This window comes from Paenibacillus prosopidis (genome assembly GCF_003337375.1).
Classification (GTDB): domain Bacteria; phylum Bacillota; class Bacilli; order Paenibacillales; family Paenibacillaceae; genus Pristimantibacillus; species Pristimantibacillus prosopidis.
Map to the genome: position 1 here is coordinate 150,820 of NZ_QPJD01000013.1, position 24,821 is coordinate 175,640.

General features: G+C 45.6%; 21 protein-coding genes. 18 read left to right on the forward strand and 3 right to left on the reverse strand.

Features of this window, described 5'->3' with window-relative positions; all coding sequences use genetic code 11:
- Positions 1-9: 9 nt before the first annotated feature.
- Genes DFP97_RS20470 through DFP97_RS20480 form a run of 3 tightly spaced genes read right to left on the reverse strand, consistent with a single transcriptional unit; the run spans position 10 to position 2,954 of the window.
- Positions 10-237 (reverse strand): hypothetical protein, encoded by a 228-nt coding sequence (locus tag DFP97_RS20470; RefSeq protein ID WP_114382046.1) that lies wholly within the window; start codon positions 235-237, stop codon positions 10-12.
- Entirely contained in the window at positions 234-1,415 is a 1,182-nt protein-coding gene (locus DFP97_RS20475; protein ID WP_114382047.1) for a Ger(x)C family spore germination protein, read from the reverse strand. The genes DFP97_RS20470 and DFP97_RS20475 overlap by 4 nt, the downstream gene beginning before the upstream one ends.
- A gap of 27 nt (positions 1,416-1,442) precedes the next feature.
- The gene (locus DFP97_RS20480) at positions 1,443-2,954 is read right to left on the reverse strand and encodes a spore germination protein (protein WP_114382048.1); all 1,512 of its coding nucleotides are present in this window, start codon (positions 2,952-2,954) and stop codon (positions 1,443-1,445) included.
- Between the two features lie 356 nt (positions 2,955-3,310).
- Here DFP97_RS20480 and DFP97_RS20485 point away from each other — a divergent pair, with 356 nt between their 5' ends.
- The 18 genes from DFP97_RS20485 to DFP97_RS20570 all read left to right on the forward strand — a co-directional run bounded on the left by DFP97_RS20485 (position 3,311) and on the right by DFP97_RS20570 (position 24,805).
- Positions 3,311-4,129 (forward strand): alpha/beta fold hydrolase, encoded by an 819-nt coding sequence (locus tag DFP97_RS20485; protein WP_114382049.1) that lies wholly within the window; start codon positions 3,311-3,313, stop codon positions 4,127-4,129.
- Between the two features lie 111 nt (positions 4,130-4,240).
- Positions 4,241-4,702, forward strand: coding sequence for a CBO0543 family protein (locus tag DFP97_RS20490; RefSeq protein ID WP_114382050.1), 462 nt, complete (start codon positions 4,241-4,243; stop codon positions 4,700-4,702).
- An 88-nt stretch (positions 4,703-4,790) separates the two neighbouring features.
- On the forward strand, positions 4,791-5,174 hold the full coding sequence (locus DFP97_RS32315) for a CBO0543 family protein (RefSeq protein WP_425453542.1): 384 nt from the start codon (positions 4,791-4,793) through the stop codon (positions 5,172-5,174).
- Positions 5,175-5,635: 461 nt separating this feature from the next.
- Entirely contained in the window at positions 5,636-7,285 is a 1,650-nt protein-coding gene (locus DFP97_RS20500) for a sensor histidine kinase (protein WP_147275075.1), read from the forward strand.
- A gap of 1 nt (position 7,286) precedes the next feature.
- A complete protein-coding gene (locus tag DFP97_RS20505) occupies positions 7,287-8,930 on the forward strand; it encodes a response regulator (RefSeq protein ID WP_181873605.1) in 1,644 nt (547 codons plus the stop codon).
- 110 nt (positions 8,931-9,040) lie between these two features.
- A complete protein-coding gene (locus DFP97_RS20510; protein ID WP_114382054.1) occupies positions 9,041-10,735 on the forward strand; it encodes an extracellular solute-binding protein in 1,695 nt (564 codons plus the stop codon).
- 91 nt (positions 10,736-10,826) lie between these two features.
- Positions 10,827-11,726 (forward strand): ABC transporter permease, encoded by a 900-nt coding sequence (locus tag DFP97_RS20515; RefSeq protein WP_114382055.1) that lies wholly within the window; start codon positions 10,827-10,829, stop codon positions 11,724-11,726.
- A 20-nt stretch (positions 11,727-11,746) separates the two neighbouring features.
- Positions 11,747-12,625 carry a carbohydrate ABC transporter permease gene (locus DFP97_RS20520; protein ID WP_114382056.1) on the forward strand — a complete coding sequence of 293 codons (879 nt, stop codon included), beginning with the start codon at positions 11,747-11,749 and terminating at the stop codon, positions 12,623-12,625.
- A gap of 338 nt (positions 12,626-12,963) precedes the next feature.
- Positions 12,964-14,451, forward strand: a complete 1,488-nt coding sequence (locus tag DFP97_RS20525) for a hypothetical protein (RefSeq protein ID WP_147275076.1) — start codon at positions 12,964-12,966, stop codon at positions 14,449-14,451.
- 241 nt (positions 14,452-14,692) lie between these two features.
- On the forward strand, positions 14,693-17,407 hold the full coding sequence (locus DFP97_RS20530) for an alpha-L-rhamnosidase-related protein (RefSeq protein ID WP_114382058.1): 2,715 nt from the start codon (positions 14,693-14,695) through the stop codon (positions 17,405-17,407).
- A 243-nt stretch (positions 17,408-17,650) separates the two neighbouring features.
- Complete coding sequence (locus DFP97_RS20535) at positions 17,651-17,995, forward strand: hypothetical protein (RefSeq protein ID WP_114382059.1); 345 nt, start codon at positions 17,651-17,653, stop codon at positions 17,993-17,995.
- A gap of 219 nt (positions 17,996-18,214) precedes the next feature.
- Entirely contained in the window at positions 18,215-19,108 is an 894-nt protein-coding gene (locus DFP97_RS20540; RefSeq protein ID WP_114382060.1) for an AraC family transcriptional regulator, read from the forward strand.
- Positions 19,109-19,165: 57 nt separating this feature from the next.
- Positions 19,166-19,960: a nucleotidyltransferase domain-containing protein gene (locus DFP97_RS20545; protein WP_114382061.1), complete on the forward strand. Its 795-nt coding sequence runs from the start codon at positions 19,166-19,168 to the stop codon at positions 19,958-19,960.
- Positions 19,961-20,123: 163 nt separating this feature from the next.
- Positions 20,124-20,954 carry a class I SAM-dependent methyltransferase gene (locus DFP97_RS20550; RefSeq protein ID WP_114382062.1) on the forward strand — a complete coding sequence of 277 codons (831 nt, stop codon included), beginning with the start codon at positions 20,124-20,126 and terminating at the stop codon, positions 20,952-20,954.
- 3 nt (positions 20,955-20,957) lie between these two features.
- Entirely contained in the window at positions 20,958-21,200 is a 243-nt protein-coding gene (locus DFP97_RS20555; protein ID WP_114382063.1) for an acyl carrier protein, read from the forward strand.
- Positions 21,197-22,531: a hypothetical protein gene (locus DFP97_RS20560; RefSeq protein ID WP_114382064.1), complete on the forward strand. Its 1,335-nt coding sequence runs from the start codon at positions 21,197-21,199 to the stop codon at positions 22,529-22,531. The genes DFP97_RS20555 and DFP97_RS20560 overlap by 4 nt, the downstream gene beginning before the upstream one ends.
- A gap of 47 nt (positions 22,532-22,578) precedes the next feature.
- Positions 22,579-23,694, forward strand: a complete 1,116-nt coding sequence (locus tag DFP97_RS20565) for a glycosyltransferase family protein (RefSeq protein ID WP_114382065.1) — start codon at positions 22,579-22,581, stop codon at positions 23,692-23,694.
- A gap of 1 nt (position 23,695) precedes the next feature.
- Positions 23,696-24,805 carry a radical SAM protein gene (locus tag DFP97_RS20570; protein WP_114382066.1) on the forward strand — a complete coding sequence of 370 codons (1,110 nt, stop codon included), beginning with the start codon at positions 23,696-23,698 and terminating at the stop codon, positions 24,803-24,805.
- Positions 24,806-24,821: the final 16 nt, after the last annotated feature.

Sequence of the window (24,821 nt, forward strand, 5' to 3'; positions counted from 1 at the left end):
TTCATGATTTCATTTTTCAAGCCACTTCCCAAGAGGTTCTACAATGGTATCGAACAGCTTGGTCGGGCCGGGCAATTCAGGGAAGAACACAAGAAGTACTCCTAGCAGCCACCCCATTACCGTTAATCCTATCACAGCTGCCTTTTCCTTTTTCTGCTTTGGATTTATTTTTGGCCATTCATAGAGAATTATAAAAGCGACCATGACCGTAATCCCTAATACAGCCGCCCATTTCACTTTTGCTTCACCTCATCTTCCGGTAACCCTTGCGGGGTGGTAGACATGCCGGGCCTGCGGATGAAGGCCTTGATATCATAGGTCACTTCCACGGAAGGAAAGATCTCGTCCCAATTCTTTTTGACCTTTTTCCATTCTTTCGGGTATTTCCGCTGAAATTCTTCAGAAAAGCCCAAAATATCAACCTTCATCTCTTTCTGTACCTTTTCCAGTGTTTGGGTTAGGCGATGTTCAATTTCCTTTTCCAAATCCTTTTCGAGCATTTGAATGAATTTCGGATTCATCAGGTTTAAATTGCTTCCGTTCACGATCACATCATCTTCCGTCACGGCTTTTAGGGTAATCCTCCATTTTCCGCCCTCGATCTTCGGGATGAGCTGACTATTTGCACGAAGCAACGTACTGGACACATAGCCCTTTCCCTCTTTTGGTTTAATGGTGATATTAGACAGCTTAATCTCGTTCCTAAACCACAACACGCCCCTAGTCAGCTTATCGCTGATCTGGCCGACCATTTTATCTTTCCTAAAAATCGCGGTCTGATTGATATAGGCAATGGTCTGCAACGGTTCCATTCCTTTCTGAGGAGGAAGAATATGGACCATAGGAATGGCTGCCGCCTGCGCGTCTCCGCTTAACATCTGCAATAAATTCATTAAGGTGACGTCCATCAAAATTTTCATTTTCGCTAATTCCCGCAGGACTTCTGATGGGCTCCGTTCCAAAGGAGGATGCAAGGCCAGTACATCCTTGGCTTTTCCCTTTGCGACAAACACATGGGCCCGCAATCGAGGCTCGGTATGGCGCGTCAGGAAATCAAGAGTCACGCGGATGCCTTCTTTCGCCAGCTTCTCCCCAATAACAATGACTTTCGTCTGCCCCCAGAAAACCTCGCGGGGGATTTTTTCCTGCAAGTTCGAGATGGCATCGGCAATTGTATTTCCTTCACCGATTCTTACATAGGTTTGGGGACCTCCACCGCCACCGCTACCGCCACCGCCTCCTCCTAATGCTTTGGGAATATACATTTCAGCGGTTAGCTCAATCGTCTTTTCATTTTTTTGGTCAATCCCGAGTCCGGTCACTACAGCTATATCATTGATTTCAATACGATCCCAGCAGCCGACAAGAAACAAAGGATTCAACAAGACAACGAGAACCAAAAACAGTTTTTTCATCCGCGGCTTTCACCTCTTCATTGGGGTTTAGTCCCCCTGGCTAGGATCCGGCTTCTGATGTGGAGCCTGGCGGTACTTATTAAATTTGCCCGTTAGGTGCGGGCGGGTATTCAGCATCCACAACGGGGCCCTGATCAAGACGTCTTTCATGTCCCGGAATTTCATCGGAGCCATGGGACTCAAATAAGGAACGCCAAATGATCGCAAGGCGCATAAGTGGATAACGATAAAAATGAGCCCCAGCATGACGCCCAATAAACCCAACGTACCCGCTAGAATCATTATCGGAAAGCGCAGCATCCGCAGGGCAATTCCCGCGGTATATCGAGGGAGTGTAAAGGAGGCGATTCCCGTTATGGCCACCACCATAACCATCGGGGCAGAAATGATCCCCGCCTGGACCGCCGCTTGACCAATGACAAGTGCCCCAACAATGCTTACAGCCGCTCCTACCTGTTTGGGAAGGCGGATACCTGCCTCCCGCAGCGCTTCAAACGTAATCTCCATGACGAGGGCCTCGATCACCGCCGGAAAAGGAACTTGCTCCCTGGAAGAAGCCATGCTCAATAGTAGGGTTGTGGGTACCATCTCATGGTGAAATGTCGATACGGCAACATAGAGCGACGGGAGAAGCAGAGAAATCAGCACAAAGACAAAACGCAGCCAGCGGATCGCTGTTCCAATCAGGAAACGCTGATAATAATCTTCGCTGGATTGAAGTAAAGAATAGAGCGTGGTTGGAGCAATCAAGGCAAAGGGGGTTCCATCCACCAAAATGACCACACGACCTTCCAATAAACTGGAAACGGCCACATCGGGACGTTCCGTACTTAGAATCTGGGGAAAAGGAGAAAAGGGATTGTCTTCGATCAATTCTTCGATATATCCGCTCTCCAAAATTCCGGCGATATCAATGCGTTTCAGGCGTTTGGTTACTTCTTCAAACAATGTTGGATCCATTATTCCATCCATAAAGGCCACGATAACTTCCGTTTGGGTATACCGGCCGATACTCATCGGGTTCATTTTTAATTTGGGACTTCTGATCTTTCTCCGCAGCAGCGATGTATTCACACCCAATGATTCCGTAAATCCCTCACGGGGTCCGCGGATGACCGTTTCGGCAGTCGGTTCTTCCACGGATCGTTTTTCCCATTTCGCAAGTCCGAATGCGAAGCCAATGCTCTCGTTCTCCAACAATAAAAGAGGACTTCCAATGGAAAGATAATTAATGCATTCCGTCGATGTTTTGACCTCTTTGGCCTTTGAAACCGTTATTTTATTTTCAAGCAACTCGTTTAAAGTATCATACTTCGCTGCACTCTCGTCCATCAAAGGTGATAGCACGCTGGCGTTCATTTCCTCGATGTTGCATAGCCCCTCAATATAGATGAGGAATGCCTTCGTTTTTCCGCCGATGACAAAAGGGCGGAAGACCAGATCAGAACAATTCTCGTAGATCGAACGAAGAACATGGATATTTTGGTTTAAATCCGAAGAAAGAGGATCTTCCTGATTTTCAACCTTTTGTTTGTTCATGTTTTGTTATATCCTAAGCAATTACTGAAAAACATATCAGTACCTTCTTTCGATTTGTGGAAGTGAGAAAATGTGAAATAGACTTCTTCAATAACCATTCGAGCATGAACTTTCAAGTGTCTTCACTTACCATGTTTTAAATGTTTGTTATGTGTGTTGTGATTAATTTAACCAATTAGTTTGGAATCCATTCATTTACAATAGTATGTCATCAGTCACATGTTCATATGATGCCGTGACCTCAGGGACTTCAAGCGGTGAACCGAATTACAAATGAGGCGAAATTTTGGGTCTTAACCAGATACTTATTAATATAAATAAGCTATCTTATTCTCAAGTAAAGGGAGAGATCGATTTTGCACTCATATTATATTACTGGAGCTTCCGGCATTAAATTATTTGTGCGGGAAACGGGCAATCCTCGCGGCAGACCTTTGTTAATGATGCATGGATATTCTCAAAACTCATTATCCTGGAAAAAACAACTGTGTTCCGAACTTGCTCAGGAATTTAGAATCATAGCCTTCGATCTACGCGGGCACGGATTATCCGAGAAGCCAATATACGGTTATGACTCGATGGATTGGGCCGGAGACATCCATGCTTTAATCATTAATTTGGAGTTAATCCAGCCTATATTGGTCGGGTGGTCTTACGGTGGTTTTATTATTCTAGACTATATTCGTCATTATGGGGAAGCAAGCATCTCCGGAATTGTATTTGTTGATGCCGGGACATCTTTGGGTACAACTGAGTCTGTGAATTTTTCCACTCCCGCGATCAAGTGCCTCTTTCCCGGACTTGATTCAAATGATGCTTTAGTCAGTTCCGGCGCCCTTCAACAATTTCTAGGACTACTTTTTTACTATCCCCCTTGCATAGAGGATTTTTATTTTATATTGGGATTTAACACGGCAGTTCCTTATTATGTAAGGAAAGCGTTGGATTCTCGGGTCGTATCAAACGATGAGTTGCTTGCAAGTATTTGCAAGCCAACCTTTGTTATATACGGCATGCACGATAAAATTGTAACGATGGCTCAGACCATGCACATTATTGAACTCGTTCCCAACGTATACTCATCGTTTTATGAAAATAGCGGTCATTCACCGTTTTGGGAAAATCCGAAACGGTTTAACTGTGAACTTGCAATCTTCGCGCATAGCATGACTTAAGTTTGAATTTCTAGGTATTGGTGTCAGCCAGTACATAGAATTCAGTGGAATAGGGAATATTCAATATATCTGATATTCAGCAACAATAGTTTAGAAGCAAGGGGAGCAAGCATGGCATACGCATCGTGCAGCTTAGTCTTTTTTATTCTCACTCTTTGTTTTGTACCGAAACAATGCAAACTCATTCCCTTATACGGGACACTCATGACGGCAATACTTGCAGAATTTGCTGTCGATGCTTTTCTCGATTTCAAATACGACTTATATGGGTATTTTGAGAAAGGTGTTGAATATTCCGGATTTCTTGTGTCTCTCGGGATATTTCCATTATTTAATGCTATTTTTTTAAATTTGTTTCCCTTTGGACAATCGATTGTACGAAAAACAGTGTATATATTCTATGCCATCGTATTTTGTGTGTTGTATGAGCAAGGTGCGCTTCACTTCGGTTTCTTGTACTATAACGGATGGAAGTGGTGGTATTCCCTGCTGACATATCCATTATCATTATCTTTTGTGGCCTGGAACTATATTCGGCTTCAGAAACGAGTTGAATATGAACATGGAACTTGAATGGTATTCATTTGTTTATGCATTTACCTCGGCCATTTTTTTCATCATCACAGCAATTCTTATACCTAAGCGGATGTCCGTTAGTGAGATGTATGTGACTTGCGCTTTTTCAGGTGTTATTCAATTTATTTCAGATTTCCTGTTCATTTTGAAATATGATTGGTACGGGTATTTTTACCACGGCTCAGATTTTTACGGCTTATTTATCGTTTACGGGGTTTATCCACCATTCACTATTATTTATCTTAATTTCTATCCGTATGGAAGGAAATGGAGTAAACAATTGTCTTATATATTGTTTTATACTTTTTTCGCGATTTTCTACGAATGGACAGCCGTTCTATCGGGTTACTTTTTTTATAATGGATGGAAACTATGGTATTCGGCCATGTGGTATCCCCCCCTATTGGCTTTGCTTGCTTTTCACTATCGCTTAGTTATGAGATATACGCGAAAATATTCCCTTAGTTAATAACTGTGTGGATATGTTTCATTATGCTCTGTGAGAGGCCCATGCAATTGCGCATGGGCCTACTTGGTTCGGCATTTGCGACGTAATCTTGATGACGTTATAGAAAGTCGTAAAAGCATTAGTCAATTAGTCGCCAAAGTGTTAGTGGCTCTAGAGACATTGAAATAAGATGGGGAAGTGTAGGTAAAACGCCATTCGGAACGGCACCTTCGGATAAGATGACACATGTAAAGAAAAGATACCCATGTAAATAAAGGTCAGTAGAGCACTGGAAAGGTGGACACTATAATGTGGTATAGCCCAAAGATATAAATGACCATACCGAACTACGGGTGGTCTTATTTCATATTGGAGGTGGCAGAAATTTGAACTGGAATCTCGACCCACGTCGATTGAATATCCTTCCTAAACTTGTGTTGACCTGCTTAGTTGCTTCGGTACCTTTGTACCTGGCGAGTTTGATGATAACGAATTCCGGTGCCGCCACGGTTAAGGAAAATATTACCCGATCCACACGAGCGCATTTGAATTTTTACTTGAATGCATTGGAAACCGAAGTTTATCGAGTAAGAAAACAAAAATTAGATCTATTGGCAGACGACGACTTGCAATATTTGGCCAACCTTACTCCCGCTATGACGGATTATGAGCGGAATAGCAGTATTAATCGAGTCGTGCGCAGGCTAGCCTTGTTGAAAGAATCGAGCCTATACATCGAGGAAGCTAAAGTTGATATTCCTATGCTGGGGCACGTCATATCCACGAAATATTTGTCAGACAATATGGATCGTCAAGAACGTGATTTTCTGATTGAGAAGGTCAGCAAACAAAGATTGACCCTATACACCGATGGGGAACGACTACTGATGGGTGAGATATATCCGCCGTTTCTTCCTTCGAAAGATCCGATCTTTGCCATCCAGATCCAACTTTCTATTCCGAACATCCGAAATACGCTCTCGCAGATCTCTTCAGGAAAGGGAAGGGTGTTCTTGTTCTCCAACGCGGAAGAATGGTCCGTCTCGGAATACGAATCGGATTTGATATCACTATCAGCAATGCGCGAATTCCAAGAACGTGACACTGCCGCCTTATCCTCAGGCGATTTTCTCATGGATGATGGAAGGGATGTATTTCGGGTGTTCTATCAAAAGTCCGACTCCCTGAACGCAACCATTGTTTATTCTATTCCTGAACACGAAATATTCGGTCCCTTGTTGAAATACAGATTATGGTTATGGGGCTTATCCATTCTTTCGGTTCTGATCATCATCTCTTCATCCTACTGGGTCATAGGAGCTATTCACCGCCCCATGCGCACGATGATCCATGCGTTTCGACGGCTTCAACAAGGTGATCTGAATGTTCAGATTACGCACCGTTGGAACGATGAATTTCAATATCTTTATATGCAATTCAACAAGATGACGGATCGGTTGAGCATGCTCATTCAGGAAGTCTATGAACAGAAAATCCGAAAACAGCGTGCCGAGCTCAAACAATTGCAGTCCCAAATCAACCCTCATTTCCTGTACAACAGTTTTTTTCTCCTCTATCGATTGGCTAAGGTTCAAGATTATAAGAATGTATTGAACTTGACGGAACACTTAAGTGAATATTTTCAATTTATTACCAGAACTTCTGAGGACGATATCCAACTGGAACAGGAAGTCAACCATGCTAGAGCATATGTCGAAATTCAGTCTATGCGATTCAAAAAGCAATTGTCGATTCAATTTGCCGAGCTGCCGGAAGTATGCGGAAGTCTGATCGTTCCTAGGCTTATTTTACAGCCTGTTCTGGAAAATGCTTTTCAGCATGGGTTGGAGCATAAAACTTCCGACGGATACTTGCAAATTCGGTTCGAGATTATGAATGAACAATTCATGATCTCGGTAGAAGACAATGGTGAACGAATAACAGACGATAAATTGGACGAGCTTCGAACGAAGCTTGATAGGAATGATGCTGAAATAGAGACGACAGGAATTTTGAATGTTCACAGACGCCTCAGGTTGAAGTTCGGAGAGTTTGGAGGACTGTCCCTCTCCAGAAGCCATTTGGGAGGGCTGCGTGTAGATATCCGAATTCCATATGAAAGGAATGAGTAGCATGATACGTCTATTGATCGTGGATAATGAGTCGGATATCGTGGATAGCCTGGTGGAAATGGCGAAAGAGGAACGTCCGGAACTCGAGGTATACAAAGCCTATTCCGCCACGGATGCATTAAAAGAATTATTGCGTACCAAAATCGACATTGTGTTGTCCGATATCCAGATGCCGGGAATGTCGGGTCTTGAGCTGCAGGAGCGTGTTATCAAACAATGGCCGCACTGTAAGTTTATTTTCCTGTCCGGATTTCGCGATTTTTCCTATGTTCAGAAAGCCATGCAGCAAGGCGGAGTGGAATATCTGCTTAAGACGGACAGCGATAAAAAAATATTGACTGCGATCGACCGAGCCATAAAGGAGTTACGAGAGCAATTTGAGACCACTGATTTAATAAGGCAAGCGAAAGCGCGCGTTCAAGAAACACTTCCGCTCTTGCAAAACGATTTTTTCAAGGAGCTGCTTCACGGGAATCCTCGAATGTATCGACAAATGTCTGAACAGATGAAAAATCTGAATCTGCCTTTTGATTCCGGGGAAAAAATGATTATGGTTCTAGGCAGAGTTGATTCCTGGCCGCAGCATATTCCGGCAATCGATTGGCCTTTGATGATGTTTGCCATTCGTAATATAGCGGAAGAATGTCTGTCCGGTGCAGTCCAAACCATCTCCATTCCATACGATGAGAACAGACTCGTTTGGTTTATTCAAAACAGGTTTTCTAAAAATGAGGAGAATAATGACTGGGATCAAACGATGCGTTTCATTATCGGTACATTGGATAACGTTCAAGAGAGCTGTTACCAGCTCCTAAAGATAAAAATCTCGCTCCTTGTCGAACCTGAACCGGCGGACTGGCCTAGTATTCATGACCGATTCGGCAAGTTGTACAGGCTGATGAACCGGAATGTGTGGATGGGTGGGGAAATGCGACTGCTTCAGGTTCCCATAGATGACGGAAGCCTTCCCGCGAATTTTGACCGAGTGACAGGGGTACCTCTCTATCAAATCGAACGATTGTCCAGGGCCATGGAAGCCGGGAAGCATCATGAGTTCGTAAAGGTGATGCACGAAATAACGGAACATGCGTCAGCGTCGAATGACCCGCTTACCCATATTTCTGTTTATTATGGATTGGTTCCCGTTTTTCTTCATTACTTATCGCACAGGAAGAATCAGAAGGAGTGGGACAGTCGAATCGATATCGGCAAGCTGACCCGTTTTGACCTGCATGTTTCATGGATGGACGCCTTTCATTATTTAATGAATTTGTCCGAAACGTTGTTCGCGATCCATAGTAACGATCAACAAAACGCGGAACAGGAAACGATTGGAAAAATTCATGAATACGTGACCCATCACCTGGATGAAGATTTGTCATTAACCCGTCTTGGAGAAGTAACCGGGTATAATCCGTCCTATCTATCCAGGTTTTATCGACAAACGACCGGACGCGGCCTTTCGGAGTATATATCGGAAGTTCGTCTAAACCGAGCCAAGGAACTGCTTGCGGCTAACAAATTGAAGATGAGCGAAATCTCGGCCAGAATCGGGTTTGCTTCCGACCACTATTTCTATCGTTTCTTTAAGAAAGAAACGGCTCTAACCCCGCAGGAATATCGTGATCTGCACATGCAGGAATAAGTCGTAAACAAAAGACAGCTATGTAAGAAATGGTGAGTAGAGAGGGGTTGGCACCTCTTGCTATAGTTAAATAGCAAGAACAAATCAATCTATATAAGGGGGAAGTAAAAATGAAACATCGCAAAACCGCAGGGATCTTGTCATTCGTGTTATGTCTAGCCATGATCCTCACAGCTTGCAGCGGGAAAAATGACAATGGGTCAAACAGTTCCAATGCTCCTTCGACAGAGCCGAATGAGACGAATGCCGCAACGACAGAGAAAGCTGCTCCGGCCGTCGATCCGTTCGGCAAATACGACCCGCCGATCACGATTACGGCTGCAAAAATTGTTGGGGCAAATGTGAAGTTTAAAGAGGGAGAAGATTTGCAGAACAACGTTTGGTCCAAGTTGTACGCCGATACGTTGGGAGTCACAGTGGACTATGCATGGACGACGCCAGACCTCCCGAGTTACGAACAAAAGATGAACCTGACAATCGCTTCCGGCGAGTTGCCTGATGTCTTCACTGTTACCGCTAATATGCTGAATCAATTGGTCGAAGCGGGACTGGTTGAGGATTTAACGGCAGCCATCGATCAGTATGCGGCCCCTATTACTAAGGAGATCCTTAAGGCTGCCGGCAAACAACCGTTGCAGTCAGCTACTTTCGATGGCAAGGTCTATGGGTTTCCGGCTACCGGATCGGCCGCTGATATCGCACCTGTCTTGTATGTTCGGACGGATTGGTTAAAGAAGCTGAATCTGCCGGAGCCGAAAACGATGGCTGATTTGCTAGCTATATCGGATGCGTTCACGAACCAAGACCCGGATGGCAATGGCAAGAAGGATACTTACGGGTTGGCGCTTACGAAGGACAGTGTGCACGATACGAATGTTGCCGGTCTTCAAGGCTTTATGAACGGATACCACGCTTACCTGGACATTTGGATAAATGACGCTTCCGGCAAACTGGTGTTTGGAGGCATTCAACCTGAAGTTAAACAAGCGCTGGCTCAATTGCAGCAAATGTACAAAACGGGTCAAATTGACAAGGAATTCGGCACGAAGGATGCAGGCAAAGTTGGCGAGGATTTGAACCGGATCGGTATGCAGTTCGGCCGCATGTGGAATCCAGGCTGGCCGTTGCAAGGACAAGTAACGTCAAATCCGGGAATGGAATGGACGCCATACCCGATCCCTTCCATCGACGATAAACCGGCTTTGGCTGCCACTTTTTTCCCGGTAAATAGTTATTTGGTTGTTCGCAAAGGATTTGAACATCCCGAGTTAGCCGTGAAAATGATGAACTTATATTATGAGAAGAATTTTGGACCGACGGCAGATCCCGCCACCTATAATAAAACCCCGGAGGGCGTTGAAACTCTCCAATACGCTATCATGATGGCTGAACCACCAACGAAAAACTACGATGCCCATATCAAAGTAGTCGACGCTTTAAAGTCAGGCGATACGAGCAAACTGAATGCGGAGGAGTTGGGATACGTTAACGAAATCAAGCAATTCAATGAAGGCGACATCAATAAGTGGGCGGCGAACAAAATATTTGGTCCGGGAGGTTCGCAAAGCGTTCTTGGGCAATATATCACAGGGAAACTAACGCAACCTGACGAATTCTACGGAGCCCCGACGCCAACGATGGCACAAAGGAAATCAAGCTTAGATACGCTGATGGAGGAAACGTTTGCCAAAATCATCATGGGTGGCGCATCCATTGATGAATTCGACAAATACGTCGAGAATTGGAAAAAACTCGGCGGAGATGCGATTACTCAAGAGGTTAACGATTGGTATTCATCCAAATAAAAATAAGAACGATTACGAATGGCCGGGAGAGGTTAGGAGCCCTTCCCGGTTTTCGTTTGAATGCTGACAGAAGAATGGAGGAACATACAATATGAATAGAACCAAGCTAAAATTGGAAATGCCTCTTCATCTGTTGCTATTGCCCGGACTTTTGTTCGTGATTGTATTTAATTATATTCCAATGCTGGGCATCGTCATGGCTTTCCAAAAATTCATACCGGCTCGCGGTTTCTTCGATTCCGATTGGGCGGGGCTCGATAACTTTCGTTATGTATTTTCGATGCCCAATATCGGGCAAGTCATATGGAATACGGTATTTATCGCAACGATGAAAATCATAGCAGGTCTCATTGTGCCCATTTCCATCGCATTGCTATTGAATGAACTCATTCACGAGAAATTCAAACGATGGGTTCAAACCCTGATCTATTTGCCGCACTTTCTGTCCTGGGTCATCCTGGGCGGAATCCTACTCGATCTCTTATCTCCCAACGACGGCATCGTGAACCAATTCATAAAAGGGATCGGGATGGAACCTATCTATTTCTTAGGTGACAATAAGTGGTTTCCGATTACGATTATCCTATCGGACCAATGGAAGGAAATGGGCTTCAGCACCATTGTGTATTTGGCGGCACTTACAAGTATAAATCCGTCGCTTTACGAGGCTGCCAAACTTGATGGCGCAAACCGAATCAGACAAACATGGCATATTACGATGCCAGGCATTCGACCCATCATCATTCTCATGTTGACGTTGAGTTTGGGGCAAGCTTTGAACGCTGGTTTTGATCAAATCTTCAACCTATACAGCCCCTCTGTATATGAAAGCGGGGATATCCTGGATACCTTGGTTTATCGGCTGGGTTTGGTCGATGCCCAGTATGCCGTAGCAACCGCTGTTGGTTTATTTAAGTCTATCGTATCGTTTTGCTTAATCTCAGTATCTTATTGGATGGCATACCGCTTTGCTAATTATCGGATTTTTTAGAGAGAGGAGTGGTGGGGCATATGGAGAGTATCCCGCGGAAAGTGTTTCTGGGCTTCAATTATACGTTTTTCATTCTTATCAGCTTGCTGTGCCTTTTTCCGCTTATTCATGTACTGGCCGTTTCATTTAGCTCGAGCGATGCCGTGACAGCCGGTCTAGTCAAGTTTTGGCCTGTCGAGTTTACCACTCGTTCGTACGAATACATGCTGAACAAACCGGAGTTTTTCCAATCGATGGTCATAACCGTGCAAAGAGTGATCTTGGGAACAGTGTTTGGCTTGCTGCTGTGTTTGACTATCGCTTATCCGTTATCCAAAGAAGTGAAAGCCTTCCGGTTGCGGACTTATTATGCCTGGTTTTTCGTATTTACGATTTTGTTTAACGGGGGCCTCATTCCGGGGTATATGGTCGTTCGTAATTTGGGATTATTGGATTCGATATGGGCGTTAATTCTGCCTTCGGCAGTTAATGTGTTCAATATATTGCTCATGCTGAATTTTTTCAGAGCGTTGCCGAAAGAGTTGGAAGAATCGGCATTCATAGATGGTGCCGGACATTGGACCGCTTTATGGCGGATCTATTTGCCGCTCTCCTTACCGTCATTTGCCACGATCACCTTATTTACGATTGTTTACCATTGGAATTCCTGGTTTGATGGGCTGATCTTCATGAACAAACCGGAAAACTATCCGCTTTCCACTTATCTGCAAAACATCATTATGAGTGGGAATCTGATTAATATAACGAGTAGCCAATCCTTAGAGCAACTAAAGGATATCTCGGATCGAACGGCGAAAGCGGCACAAATTTTTATCGGAACGCTACCAATTCTAATCGTATACCCGTTTTTACAGCGTTTCTTTATTCACGGTATCGTATTGGGAAGCGTAAAAGAATAGCTTTGCAGACATGAATTTGATGCTGCTTCATTTCATACGACGATATTTGCATAAACAAGTAGAAACCGGATCTTCAGGAGACGGTTTTTGCTTGTTTGGTTGTACAAGTAGTCATCAAAACGCTATTGAAAAAGTCGTGAAAATGTTAGTTGGAAACGGCTCAGATGTTTATGATAGTAAGTGATGAGAGGGTAATACATGATATAAAAAATCTGCAGAATAAGGAGTGAGTCGTAGCTATGAATAAAAACATTGTGAACATCATCCATTTTGTTCGGCGAGTTGAGCCGCGGGAACCACAGTTGGATTTGTTTAAACCGGTAGTGGAGCAAGTGAAAATGGCTAACCGCTATTTATTTAAAACCACCTTTCTGCTCCAATATGATGCTTTGATCGATCCTGATTATACCGGATTACTCCAAGAGCAAGACCACAATTTGATTGAGATAGGTGCATGGCTTGAAATTGTGCAGCCGCTGGTTGAAGAGGCCGGTTTAACGTGGCGGGGCCGCCAAGGCTATTCCTGGGACTATCATTCCCATGTCGGATTCCTAATTGGTTATTCTCCAGAGGAACGTGAGATTCTCCTGGATTTGTATATGAATAAATTTAGGGATGTGTTCGGCTATTATCCTCCGTCTGTAGGATCTTGGTTTATCGATGCTCATTCTTTGGCTTATTTGAAAAACCGTTACCAAGTAGAGGCGGCCTGTATATGTCGTGACCAGTGGGGAACAGATGGCTACAACTTGTGGGGGGGGTATTACAGCGGGGCCTATTATCCTAGCAAGCACAATATGTTAGCTCCGGCTCAAGGCAGCGAGAATCAGATCGATATTCCTGTCTTCCGCATGCTCGGCAGTGATCCCCTCCATCAATATGATTTGGGACTCTCAACGGAAACAGGCTTTAATCCACTTAATGCTCAGGATGTTAGTACTATGGAACCCGTGTATCCCGAAAGTGGAGGAAATCCACAGTGGGTGGGCTGGTTTTTAAAAGAAAACTTCAATGAACTGGCGCAGCCCTTCGGTTACGCTCAGGTAGGACAGGAAAATTCCTTTGGCTGGGATCGAATCGGGAACGGTCTGAGCATGCAGATGGAATTGCTTGCCGCCAAAATCGCTGACGGTGGACTGGTCTTACAGCATTTAAGTGAAACCGGAAGAAAATTTCGTCAGGAGTTCAACGTGACGCCGACAACTACGGTTGGCGTTCAGGAAGACTGGACCGGAGAATCCTATCAATCTGTTTGGTATTGCAGCCGTTTCTATCGGGTGAACGTCTACGCAGAAGGAGAACGGTTTTGGATTCGTGATATTCATCTGTTTGCCGATGATTATGCCGAACGCTATCTAAACGATGTATGTAAGCAGGAGCAATCCTTCTACGATAACCTTCCTATTGTTGATGGATATCGCTGGAGTGGAAACGGTATACGTTCGGGTCTTTATCCAATGATCAGAGAAGACAATGGGGATTTTGCCCCTATGATTGGTGAATTAATAGCAATGAACAGAACAGGAAATGATTTTTATGCAAGCTACCGAACTGAAGCTGGAGAATTTACGATAAAATGCGAGGAACGGCATATCGAATTCATTTGTGAAAGTGCAGAAGATTGGATTTTGTCTTTAAGTTGGGGAAGTGATGAATCACCGATCCTTAGCGCAGAATTCAAAACGTGCTCATACATTTACAATGGTTTTTCTTATTCTCTTTATGCGGAGCACGGCAGTCTAAAGCTCATGGATACCAAGGAGCTTCAAGTATATCCTGAACACGGTAAAATTACCTTGCTATTTGGAAGGGAAGAAAACTCATAAAAAGAGTTGGAAATCTGAATTGGGTGGAAATATGATTATACAGCCCGGTGCCTTGAGACGGCTGAGGTCTTCTAGGAAAACGATACTTTCTATTGGTATGGTGAGAACAAAGAGAAGCCGGTCATGCCCTTCAGATCGCTCTGATCCGGAAACTACCTGAATACGTTCCTTTGCGCAGCAACGCGTTGATTCCTGTGCTGTGATACCAATACCTAAAGATAACACGGAGGAGAAGATATGTATGCTAGGCGTCTGGAATGCAATGATCAAAACGCCGTTTCACCAGTATTATGCCGTATTTTCGATAACGGGAGATGCGCAGAACGGAAATAAGCTTACCATGGAATCCGAGCCGCACCTAAATATTTCATACAACAATATCCGCACAAATGGGAATCGTCTTAAAGCATCCTATACAGACGAGAATAGTCAGCGTCAAGAGCTCGAGCTTGATTTTACCGGGGATACGTTCTCCGGCTCGCTGGGCATCCCCCACTTTGGACCGGTCGCGTTTACGGGTGAGAAGGGCAAAGGAATCCCCATGGCAGAGAGGTTGAAGCTGTACGGCGACAAATCCGTTCAGGAGAACAGGTTCTGGAAAGGTCAATGGATCTGGGATGTCCATCAGCCTGAACCCGATATCGGCTTGCAGCAATTGCTTGTTTATTTTCGTAGATCCTTTCACATAGCCGAGGGTCTTACTCCCAAGCTCTTTGTAGACGTCACTGCAGATAGCAGATACCGATTGTACGTAAATGGCAGATCCGTCGCGGTCGGCCCCTGCAAAGGCGATGGACAGACTCAGTACTATGAGACTGTGGATGTCACCCAATACTTACAGACGGGAGAAAATGTGCTTGCCGTCAAAGTACTTAGGCTGTCGTCTCATCAACCTGTGGTGACGGGTGAAAGTGGTCCATTATCCATATGGCGCTCGAATGCAGCTGGATTGTTGGTGGAAGCCAGCCTTCGGGATGAATATGGCGCGGTGTTGGAGTCTCTTCATAGCGGACGGGAGTGGCGAACGTTCCGTCATTCAGGTTACCGGTTTGTTCGAAAATCCATGATTCAGTGGGTAGGAGGCGTGGAAGAAGTAGATGGGAGCGGCGGCCCTACGCAAGACTGGATGAAGCCGGGATTCGACGATACCACATGGTCGCACGCGCTACCGTTCGCGGGGACGCGAGAGGATTTCGGGCTCTTAAGCCCATGGAACCTAGTGGCTCGGCCGATTCCGTTCCTGTACGAAGAGGAACGGACATTCGTCAAGGTGACGAAAGCGGAAGGTATCGATCCGGAGCAAGCGGAGAAGCTGCTGAAGACGGGAAGTGAGCCGATCCTGAGTGTGGCTCCCGGTCAAAAGATGATGATGGAATTGGATGCCGGAGAATTGACGACCGGATACCTTACGATTGCTGTTAACGGTGGGCAAGGCAGCGTCATCCGATTGATGGGCTCCGAGGGTTATGAAGCCCTTGACAGCAATGAATTTCAGCGAAAAAAGGGAGCCCGGGACGATATCAGCGGGAAGTTGATTGGAGAATTCGACACCTATCATGTGGCCGGCGATTCAAACTCCCGTTCGTCTGAGGTGTATGAGCCATTCTGGTTCCGCACCTTTCGTTTCGTAAGGATTGAGATTGAAGCGGGAGAGGTACCTATGGAACTGGCCTCAATCAAATACCGGGAAACAGGTTATCCGCTTGAAGTAAAGGCCAGGTTTGAGTCCTCGGACGAAGAGTTGAATACACTTTGGGATCTGAGCATCCGTACGCTGAAACGCTGTATGCATGAAACCTATGAGGATTGCCCGTTCTATGAACAACTGCAGTATTCGATGGACAGCCGGCTTATGATGCTTTTCACCTATTACGTCAGCGCAGATGACAGAATGCCGAGGAGGACGATTGACGATTTCTATCGTTCAAGACAGCCGTCCGGACTGCTGCAGTCCCGGTTTCCATCCGTTGAACCTCAAGTCATTCCTTCATTTGCCCTGTACTGGGTGGATATGCTGGCGGAGCACTACGATTTTAACGGAGACTTGGAGCTGATCAAGACCTATCGTCCTGCAATCATTGAACTGATGGATTGGTTCCATGACCGATTGACGGATGATGGCATTGTCGGCGTAACCTCCCACCGTTATTGGACCTATTTTGACTGGGTAGACGCTTGGCCGAGAGGAGCCCCGCCGGAAAGCATGGAGCGGCCGATGTACTTGCTCAGCCTAATGTATGCGGCGTCACTGCGGAAAGCCGCCGGACTGCTGACCTTGACAGGCTGGAATGATGCGGCTAACGAAATGACGTCAAGAGCAGATCGGGTATGCGAAGCCGTTCGGCGCCTGGCCTGGTCGGAGGAGAGGCAGTTATTCCGTGATTTGCCCGGTATGGAGATCTACAGCCAGCATTCGCAAATCATGGCTGTTCTTTCCGATACAGTAACGGGTGAAGAGGCGCGGCAGCTGTTGGAGCGCGCGATGGAGGAGCCTATTCATCGCGTCACGCTGCCTTTCTCCTACCTGTTGATGCAAGCTCTGAAGAAAACTGGTTTACAGCATCGTACATTTGACATGTGGGATCGCTGGAGGGCTTTCGCAAGGCAAGGATTGACGACTCTGCCTGAAGTGGAGGTCAATCCGCGAAGCGATTGCCACGCATGGAGTGCGGTTCCCCTTGCCGAGTTCCCGGCATCTATTCTGGGCATAACTCCGGCCGAGCCAGGATTCGCTACCGTGAAAATCGAACCTCAGATCGGGAAACTCAAGTGGGCGAAGGGCAGTGTGCCAACGGCACATGGAATGGTGGAGGTAGAATGGGCACTGAATGGAAACAACTTTGAACTTCTGGCAAAAGTTCCGGATGGTGTAACCGCGCAGGTCAAACTTCCTGACGGTTCCGTGCGGCCGTTCCAAGGTGAGGGGCGGTTTCAAACCGATGGCATAACAATCTAAGCATTGATCACCAGGCAGGATCTGATTGGTTGGATTCCGACCATTTAATCATAGGTAAGAGAAGGGAATCCCTCTTACAACAGAACTCGCGTATTGCCTTGTAAGGGGGCCTTTTTTTGTGGAATGGGGTTTCTCTTAATCTAGAATTTTAGTAATCCAAGTTTTCGAGTCGTGAAGGATGTAAAGAACATTCATGCACGATAAACGACCGGAAGCGACCTTTCGGACAAGGAGCAAAAATCGATGATCGAAACATGGAACGCAATTATCAAAACACCCGATCAGCAGTTCTACACCGTATTTTCGATTTATGAGGACGGTAATCATGGATTAAGACTGGTTATGGAATCGGAGCCGCTTTACAACAATATTACGTTCGATAATATCCGAACCTATGGAAATATTCTGAAAGCAACAGGTTTCGACGAGAATGGCGATACCCATAAGCTTGAGATCGCTCTTAATGGGGAAATGCTCTCAGGCGCGCTTATATCTCCTTCTATAGAACCTGTTGTGTTTATAGGCAGGAAGGGCAGGGGCATCTCCTTGACTGAAAAACTTCAACAAAATGGACAACTATCAGTCTAGGAGAACCGATATTGGAAGGGTAAATGGAATCGGGATGTTCTGCAGCAGGGAATGGGTGATAGCGTGGAGCACCACTGAAACCTCTTAAGACATGCAAAGGCGGCCCGATTTCCATTTGGTGTTCACAATCCACGGACTTGTTCGTCGAAGCCAGCCTAAGTGAAGTCCGCCTTTTACGGATTGCAATAAGAATATTCATAAGGAGTAGGGGGATGATGTATGAGAGAGTATTTGGTTTGTGATGGTAAATATCTATTTGAACCCAATATTCCAATTCGAACGCTATATAGTAAAGAATACCCTTATTTCATGACTCATAAGCACAACTTTATCGAGATCGCCTATATAGCGGAAGGCGAAGGCATTCATTATGTCGCTGATGAAATATTCACCGTTTCAAAGGGAGACCTATTTTTTCTCCCTACCTGTATCCCTCACGTCTTCCAACCACGCGATTTAACAGGTAAACGTCCTCTGCATGTCATTAACTGCTTATTTAAGCCTGTACTTACCGATCTTACCACAAATCTGCTTCTGCAGTGTCGAAGTATTGAACTTGCGATGCTTTCCCATTTCATCAACGGTACGAAATGGCTTGCATACCGCGAGAGTTCTAACGAATTCATTCGACTGCTTCAAGCTATGCATAACCAACAGCGGAAACAGAATTCGGGCACCGAGCTGGGCATTCTTCTACTGCAATTGCTGTCTCTCCTTAGTCAAAAGCCTCAATTATCTTATTTACATCCTCCAAGCAAAGACGAATATCCAGTACATGCGGCCGTTCAATATATGAGCACTCATTTCGAGCTCCCGTTGTCGGTTTCGAATGTCAGTCAGATGGTGGCCATAAGCTACCGGCATTTCCAGCGTCTATTTAAACTACATACAGGACGATCCTTCATTCAGATGCTCCAAGAAATCAGGATGAACTTTGCATGTTTGTTGCTATTGGAAAGAAAAAACGACAGTATCCAATCCATCGCTCAGAAGGTGGGAGTTTTCGACATGAAGCATTTCTACCAGTTATTCCACAATCACTATGGAATGACACCAGCTGTTTTCCGTCTTCAGCATCAATCTCAACATCATGCTTGGCGGATTTCCCCATAGTCCGAGAGCGGAATGTCTGTTATTTTATCTGTAATTCCAAGAAAATGAGGTGTGCAGATGTACGAGCATCATAAGCGGGCATTGGATAATCTGGTAGAAGTGCTGAAGCCTGATCCTTCGATCCTTGCTGTTATTACAGCCGGGTCCATTGCTCAGGGAAAAGCGAAAGAAACGTCAGATATCGATGTGTACCTGGTAGTAGACGATGAGACTTACATGGAAAAAAGAAAGAATCACAATTTATCTTATATTAACAAAGATCAAGAAATTTGCGATTATCCTGACGGTTATGTCGACGGGAAAATCATTAATCTCCGCTTTTTGGAGCTTGCGGCCGAACGAGGCAGTGAGCCGACAAGAGCTTCCTTCATCGGCTCCGAGGCATGGTTCACCCGAATACCGGATTTGGACATGCTGCTTGCCAAAATACCGGTATATCCAGAGCAGAACCGTGATAAGAACATGGCAGACTTTTATGCTGAGATTCTATTGAACGGCTTTTACTTCTCTAATGAGGCTTTGAAGAAAAATAACCCTTACTTGCTCTCACAGGCTGTCAGCAGTCTCGTATTGTATGGCGGCAGAATCATCCTTGCGCATAACAGGATGTTGTTTCCCTGCCACAAATCATTAATGGCCGCAGTTGAAAACGCAAAAGTGAAACCAGACAACTTTATCGAGCATGCATTCAGTCTCTTAAAGGATCCTACAGAAGAGAAATGCAGAAATTTCAGCATGATGATGCTTGGATTTCATCGGCCAGGGATAACTCCCGAACAGGCTACAACCATATTCATGGAGAACAATGAATGGAACTGGATCGATCAAGCCCCCCCGTTAAGCGACCGTTAATCGGGTTCCACGTGTCTTTCAAAACAACGGCCTGACGATCAATACGGCTTGTTCAAATTCCTCCTCTAAATGTTGCTATTCTCACAATTATTTTGGCGTAATCAACCATATTTAGTTAAGGTTTCCTTTGGTATTTTGGGATAGAAAACAGCGAAATGGAGGGATGACCATAGCAAAGCCAACGGGGCTCCTTGTGGCCCAAACCAAAGTTCAACCTGTAAAACGATTGTCGATCCTCTTAGTTAACTTTGCTTTTGTGCTGCTCTTTGTATTGTTAAGTCCGGTCTACTATTTGAACAAATGGGATTTCAAACGGCGGACTAGGCGAAATCCGTTCTATACCAGCAAGCTGGTTCAACTGCAAGGGCGCTATCCTTTGTTGTATGAGCTCGCTATGTATGTGCAGAATTTCCCGATTCCACGCAATGTGTACAAGGCTTTGCCGCCACTTAAGGGCGACGTGCTGCAAGTAGGCTGTGGAACCGGCCTATTGAACAAGTATGCACGCAAAAACAATCACATCCGTTGGATCAACATGGATCCAAATCTGAATGCTCTGCGCCTAGGCGTTAAGCTGGGCCGATATGACTCCTACATTCATGCTTTCATTGATAAGCCAACAAAGTTAAACGATATGTGTTGCGATATGATCGTATTTGCACGCAGCTTTCACCATATCCGCAATCATAAAAAGGCGTTAAGGGAGTGCAGTCGCTTGCTTCGGTACGGCGGAACCATTATTATAGCCGATCCCGTTGTTCTTGAGGAAAAAATAGGAGGATCCACAGGCAAAGGTTATATGGCTAATTCATCGATTGACGGGGTTATCTGGCGGTTTACGAGGGAAACGTTCGTCAATCATCTAAAGGAATGCCTTCCCTATGATCTGGAAATCCACTCCGTCACTGATACTAGACAACTCCATGTGACCAACTACAACTTGTTTGTTCCGCAAACGGATCTCATAGTGGTCCTGAATAAAAAGGAGGGCTAATATATGCATAATAAAATTATCGAAATCATTGCTGAAATCAAAGAGGATGCCGCATTGATAAAAACGCTCGACACTACTTCAGGCATTATGAATGAAGCTGGACTTGACTCGCTGCAGATTATCAATTTTATTCTTCGAATCGAGGAAGAATTTGGGGTGGAGGTTGATTTTGACACCTTCGACCTAGAACATCTGAGTTCAATCGATGCTTTCGTTGTCTATCTGGGTCAGCTGGTACGGGTATGACGGTTTCGGTTCACTGCGGCACTTTTGAGGCTGAACGGTATTGGCGTGATCTTGATCTGGCCGTATTGCCTTCGCTTACCGACAGAAGCAATAAGCCTATCGTCGATGCGATGGATGAAATGCTGTTTGCCTTTTGCATGCATGGAGATTCGTTATTGACGCGTGGAGGCATGGATAAGTCTCATTATGATTACCTTCAATCGCTTGGATTTCGGTTTAAAACGAATCTTCATCCTTTAAACCCTATTTTTTCTCCCTTAAGTGATCCTAATATCTTTCAATTACTAAACGATTCCGGTACGTCCACACCTGATGAATTGCAAACCTTGTTGCCAGAAGGTGCCCGAATAGAACCGTTCGCGGTTCTTCCCGGCGCAATTGAAACCATTCAGCGTTACCGGCTGTCGTCTACCCTTCCGCATGAGGATGATGTCTGCAGGGTCAATTCGAAGATCTATTCTGTTATGATGCGGGAACGGCTTGGTATACCGAACATCGGCGAGGTGATCGAACATCCGGATCAGTTGCTGAGCAAGGGGATGCGTCTTCTTGAACGAGGTTCTCTGTTGATCAAAGATGATTATGGCGTTTCAGGCAAAGGGAACATGCAGATTGATTCCGAGCGTACGCTTCAACGACTCGTCAGCTATCTGAGCTCTCAGGTTGACAGAGGGAAACGAATGCAGTTTGTGTTGGAGCCGCTTGTCGACCGGGGATCGGATTTCTCCTGCCAATTCCGCTTGAATGTGAACGGTAGTTTTAATCTGATTTCTCTCCAACAGCTGAGGAACGTCGGCTATGCATACGACGGATCCTATTCGGCCGATCCATCGCTGTTCGAGTTGCTGGTGAGTACAGGATATTTTGAGCTCATGGAACGGATAGGGGCGCTCTTGAATAAAGACGGGTATTACGGAGACGTCTGTGTAGATTCCATGCTGCTTCGGGACGGTAAGATAGAACCGCTTGTCGAAATTAATGCCCGCAAATCCATGAGTCTCATCAAGCATTACATGGACCGGTATTTCGAGCGCGAGGACTTGAAAGGGTGCCTCACGCAAGTAAATGTAATATCCAGTCAACCGGGTAATTTTTCGGACGTGTTGGAACGCCTAGAAGACACCGGTATTCTCTTTGCGCAAAGTAAAGGCAGCGGAATTATTCCATTAACGTCAGGTACCTTGTTTCCTCGAACCAATGTCAATGCGTCAGGTGTATATAAAGGAAGATTATACGCGGCTATCGGCTATCGAACCGAAGAAGATTTGCAGAATCTATCGGAGGGCATGAAAGAGGTCTTAATCGAGTATGGACTAAAACTGGTCGTCTAGCCGGATGGAATACACATGATAATGGATTGTGCAAAGGAAGGATGCCAATGACCAATCTTATCACCATTTTGTGCTCCGGGTTTGGGCTTGGCTTTTATATTCCCGGCTTGCTAATCGAACGCAGCTTAAGAAACATGGGATATAACGTGGATGTTGAAGTATTTGAGAATTTGATGATGGAAGAGAAAAAGCTTCAGACAGACGTGAGCCGGAAAGCATACACGGCGAATTTTGCGGTTGCTAAGGCATCGCAAAGGATACCTGGAGATATCCGCCAAAGTCTGGATCCTTTCAAAAAGAAAGACTTGATCGGGCGATGGGAAAGAGAAGGAAGAAGCCGCTTTATCAGTCTTTCAGGGCATTGGGTGCACATTCTCGATGAGTTAAAGGATAGGAATAACAGCATTCAGGCGGATCTGCTTTATGTGGACTCAGAGCTGTCGCCTTCCTGGAAGCAGCTCCGCAAGCACAAGCCGAATTACGCTGAATGTTATCGAGAGATCGGGCTATATGATCCACAGATTAAACAAACCCTCTTCCGGATCGATGTAGACGGTAAAGAACCACTCCCTATCTCTAAACGAAACGCACGCTTAGTCGTTCATGGCGGGGGCTGGGGAATTGGGACTTTTCGCGAGGCTGTGGACGAGCTGGAGCAAGCTGGCTATTCGCTGGATGTTGTCGCTTACGGGCCTGATGAGATCAATGACGACTCGTCAGACCGGCGATATTTTATGAACGATCCCGACTGGCGCACCTGGCAAAGAAGCGACGAGGGAGTCCACACATTCCCTCCATTTGGACAGATTATTAATCGCAAAAACATGGAGTTTCAATTCTGCCGGGAGCATCACGGATTGTATAAGGTGCTTAGAGAAGCAGCAGCTGTCATAAGTAAACCAGGGGCAGGGGCGCTTATTGATTCCTTATCCTCGTCAACTCCGCTGATTCTGCTGGATCCCTTTGGTCCTCATGAAGAGGTCAATGCGGACATATGGGTAGCAGAGGGATTCGGTATTCGATACGAAGCATGGAGAGACACCTCGTTTGATAAGGGCGTGCTTGAGCGTCTGCATCACAATCTGGTGGTCAAGAGAAAGCAATATCCCGATTACGCTGCTTATTTCGCCAAGGGAATGTCCCAACTCGAAGGGAGAATATAATATGCAAAGCACCGCAACGGGTTCATCTGCATCCGCTTCACTGGATCATTCGCTGCCGAAATGGGTATTCCTGCAGCTGCTGGAAAGCTGCAATCTGCGCTGCAAAATGTGTTACGAGTGGGGAGAAAACGGTCCGTACAACGAGAAAAAAATATTAAAGCAGCTCGATATCAAAGTCGTCAAGGATATCATCAGCACTTGTAGTTCCGTTCAGCCCTATTACGAGCTGTACGGCGGAGAACCTTTGCTGTATCCGCATATCGGCGAGGTGCTGAAAGCTATTCATGATGCGGGAAGCAAAGTGCACATGCCGACGAACGGTACCTTGCTCGAAAAGCATGCCGAGCTGCTTGTGACCTACCCGCCCGAACGGATCTGGGTTTCGCTGGACGGACCTATTGAAATCAATGACGAACAGAGAGGCAAAGGCGTTTTCCAGAAAGCGGTGAAAGGGATAGAAAAGCTCCTCCGTTTGCGAGAGGAAGCAGGCTCCAAGTATCCGCAGATCGGTATTAGCACAGTTGTAACGCCTAGGAATTTCAGGCATCTTGAACGATTTTTCTTCGAGGCGCTCGATATCAGCAAGCTGGACTGCATCAGCATTGAGTTGCAGGCGTACATTACGGAGCAAAATCACAAGGATTATGAAGGTGTGCTTCGTCGGGAATTCGGCGTGAACAGTGCTCCGGTATCAAGGGGGTTTGTCTGCGATCCGGCAATGTTTGCAGACATCGATGCCGGTCTGATCGCCCGGCAGATCCAAACAATCGCTGAATATTGCGAGGTCGAAGGCAAGTATCTGAACACGTATCCCAAGGTCATGTCCGAGGACAATATTCGTAAATATTTTAGCGCTGACTGGTTCTCAATGACAAAAGTAAAGAAGCGGTGTCCTTTTCCGTGGGTCAGCACGGAAATTAATGCTCAAGGCGATGTGACATCCTGCCATGCGTATTACGATTTGACGCTTGGCAATGTAAACGAGGCCAGTATCGCAGAGATCTGGAGGGGAGAGAAGTATACGCAGTACCGCAATTATTTGCGGAAGCAGTTGCTGCCAATCTGTCAGGGTTGCTGTTTGTTTTATAACGAGAAACCTATGATGGCATAGAACGACGGAGCCGAAT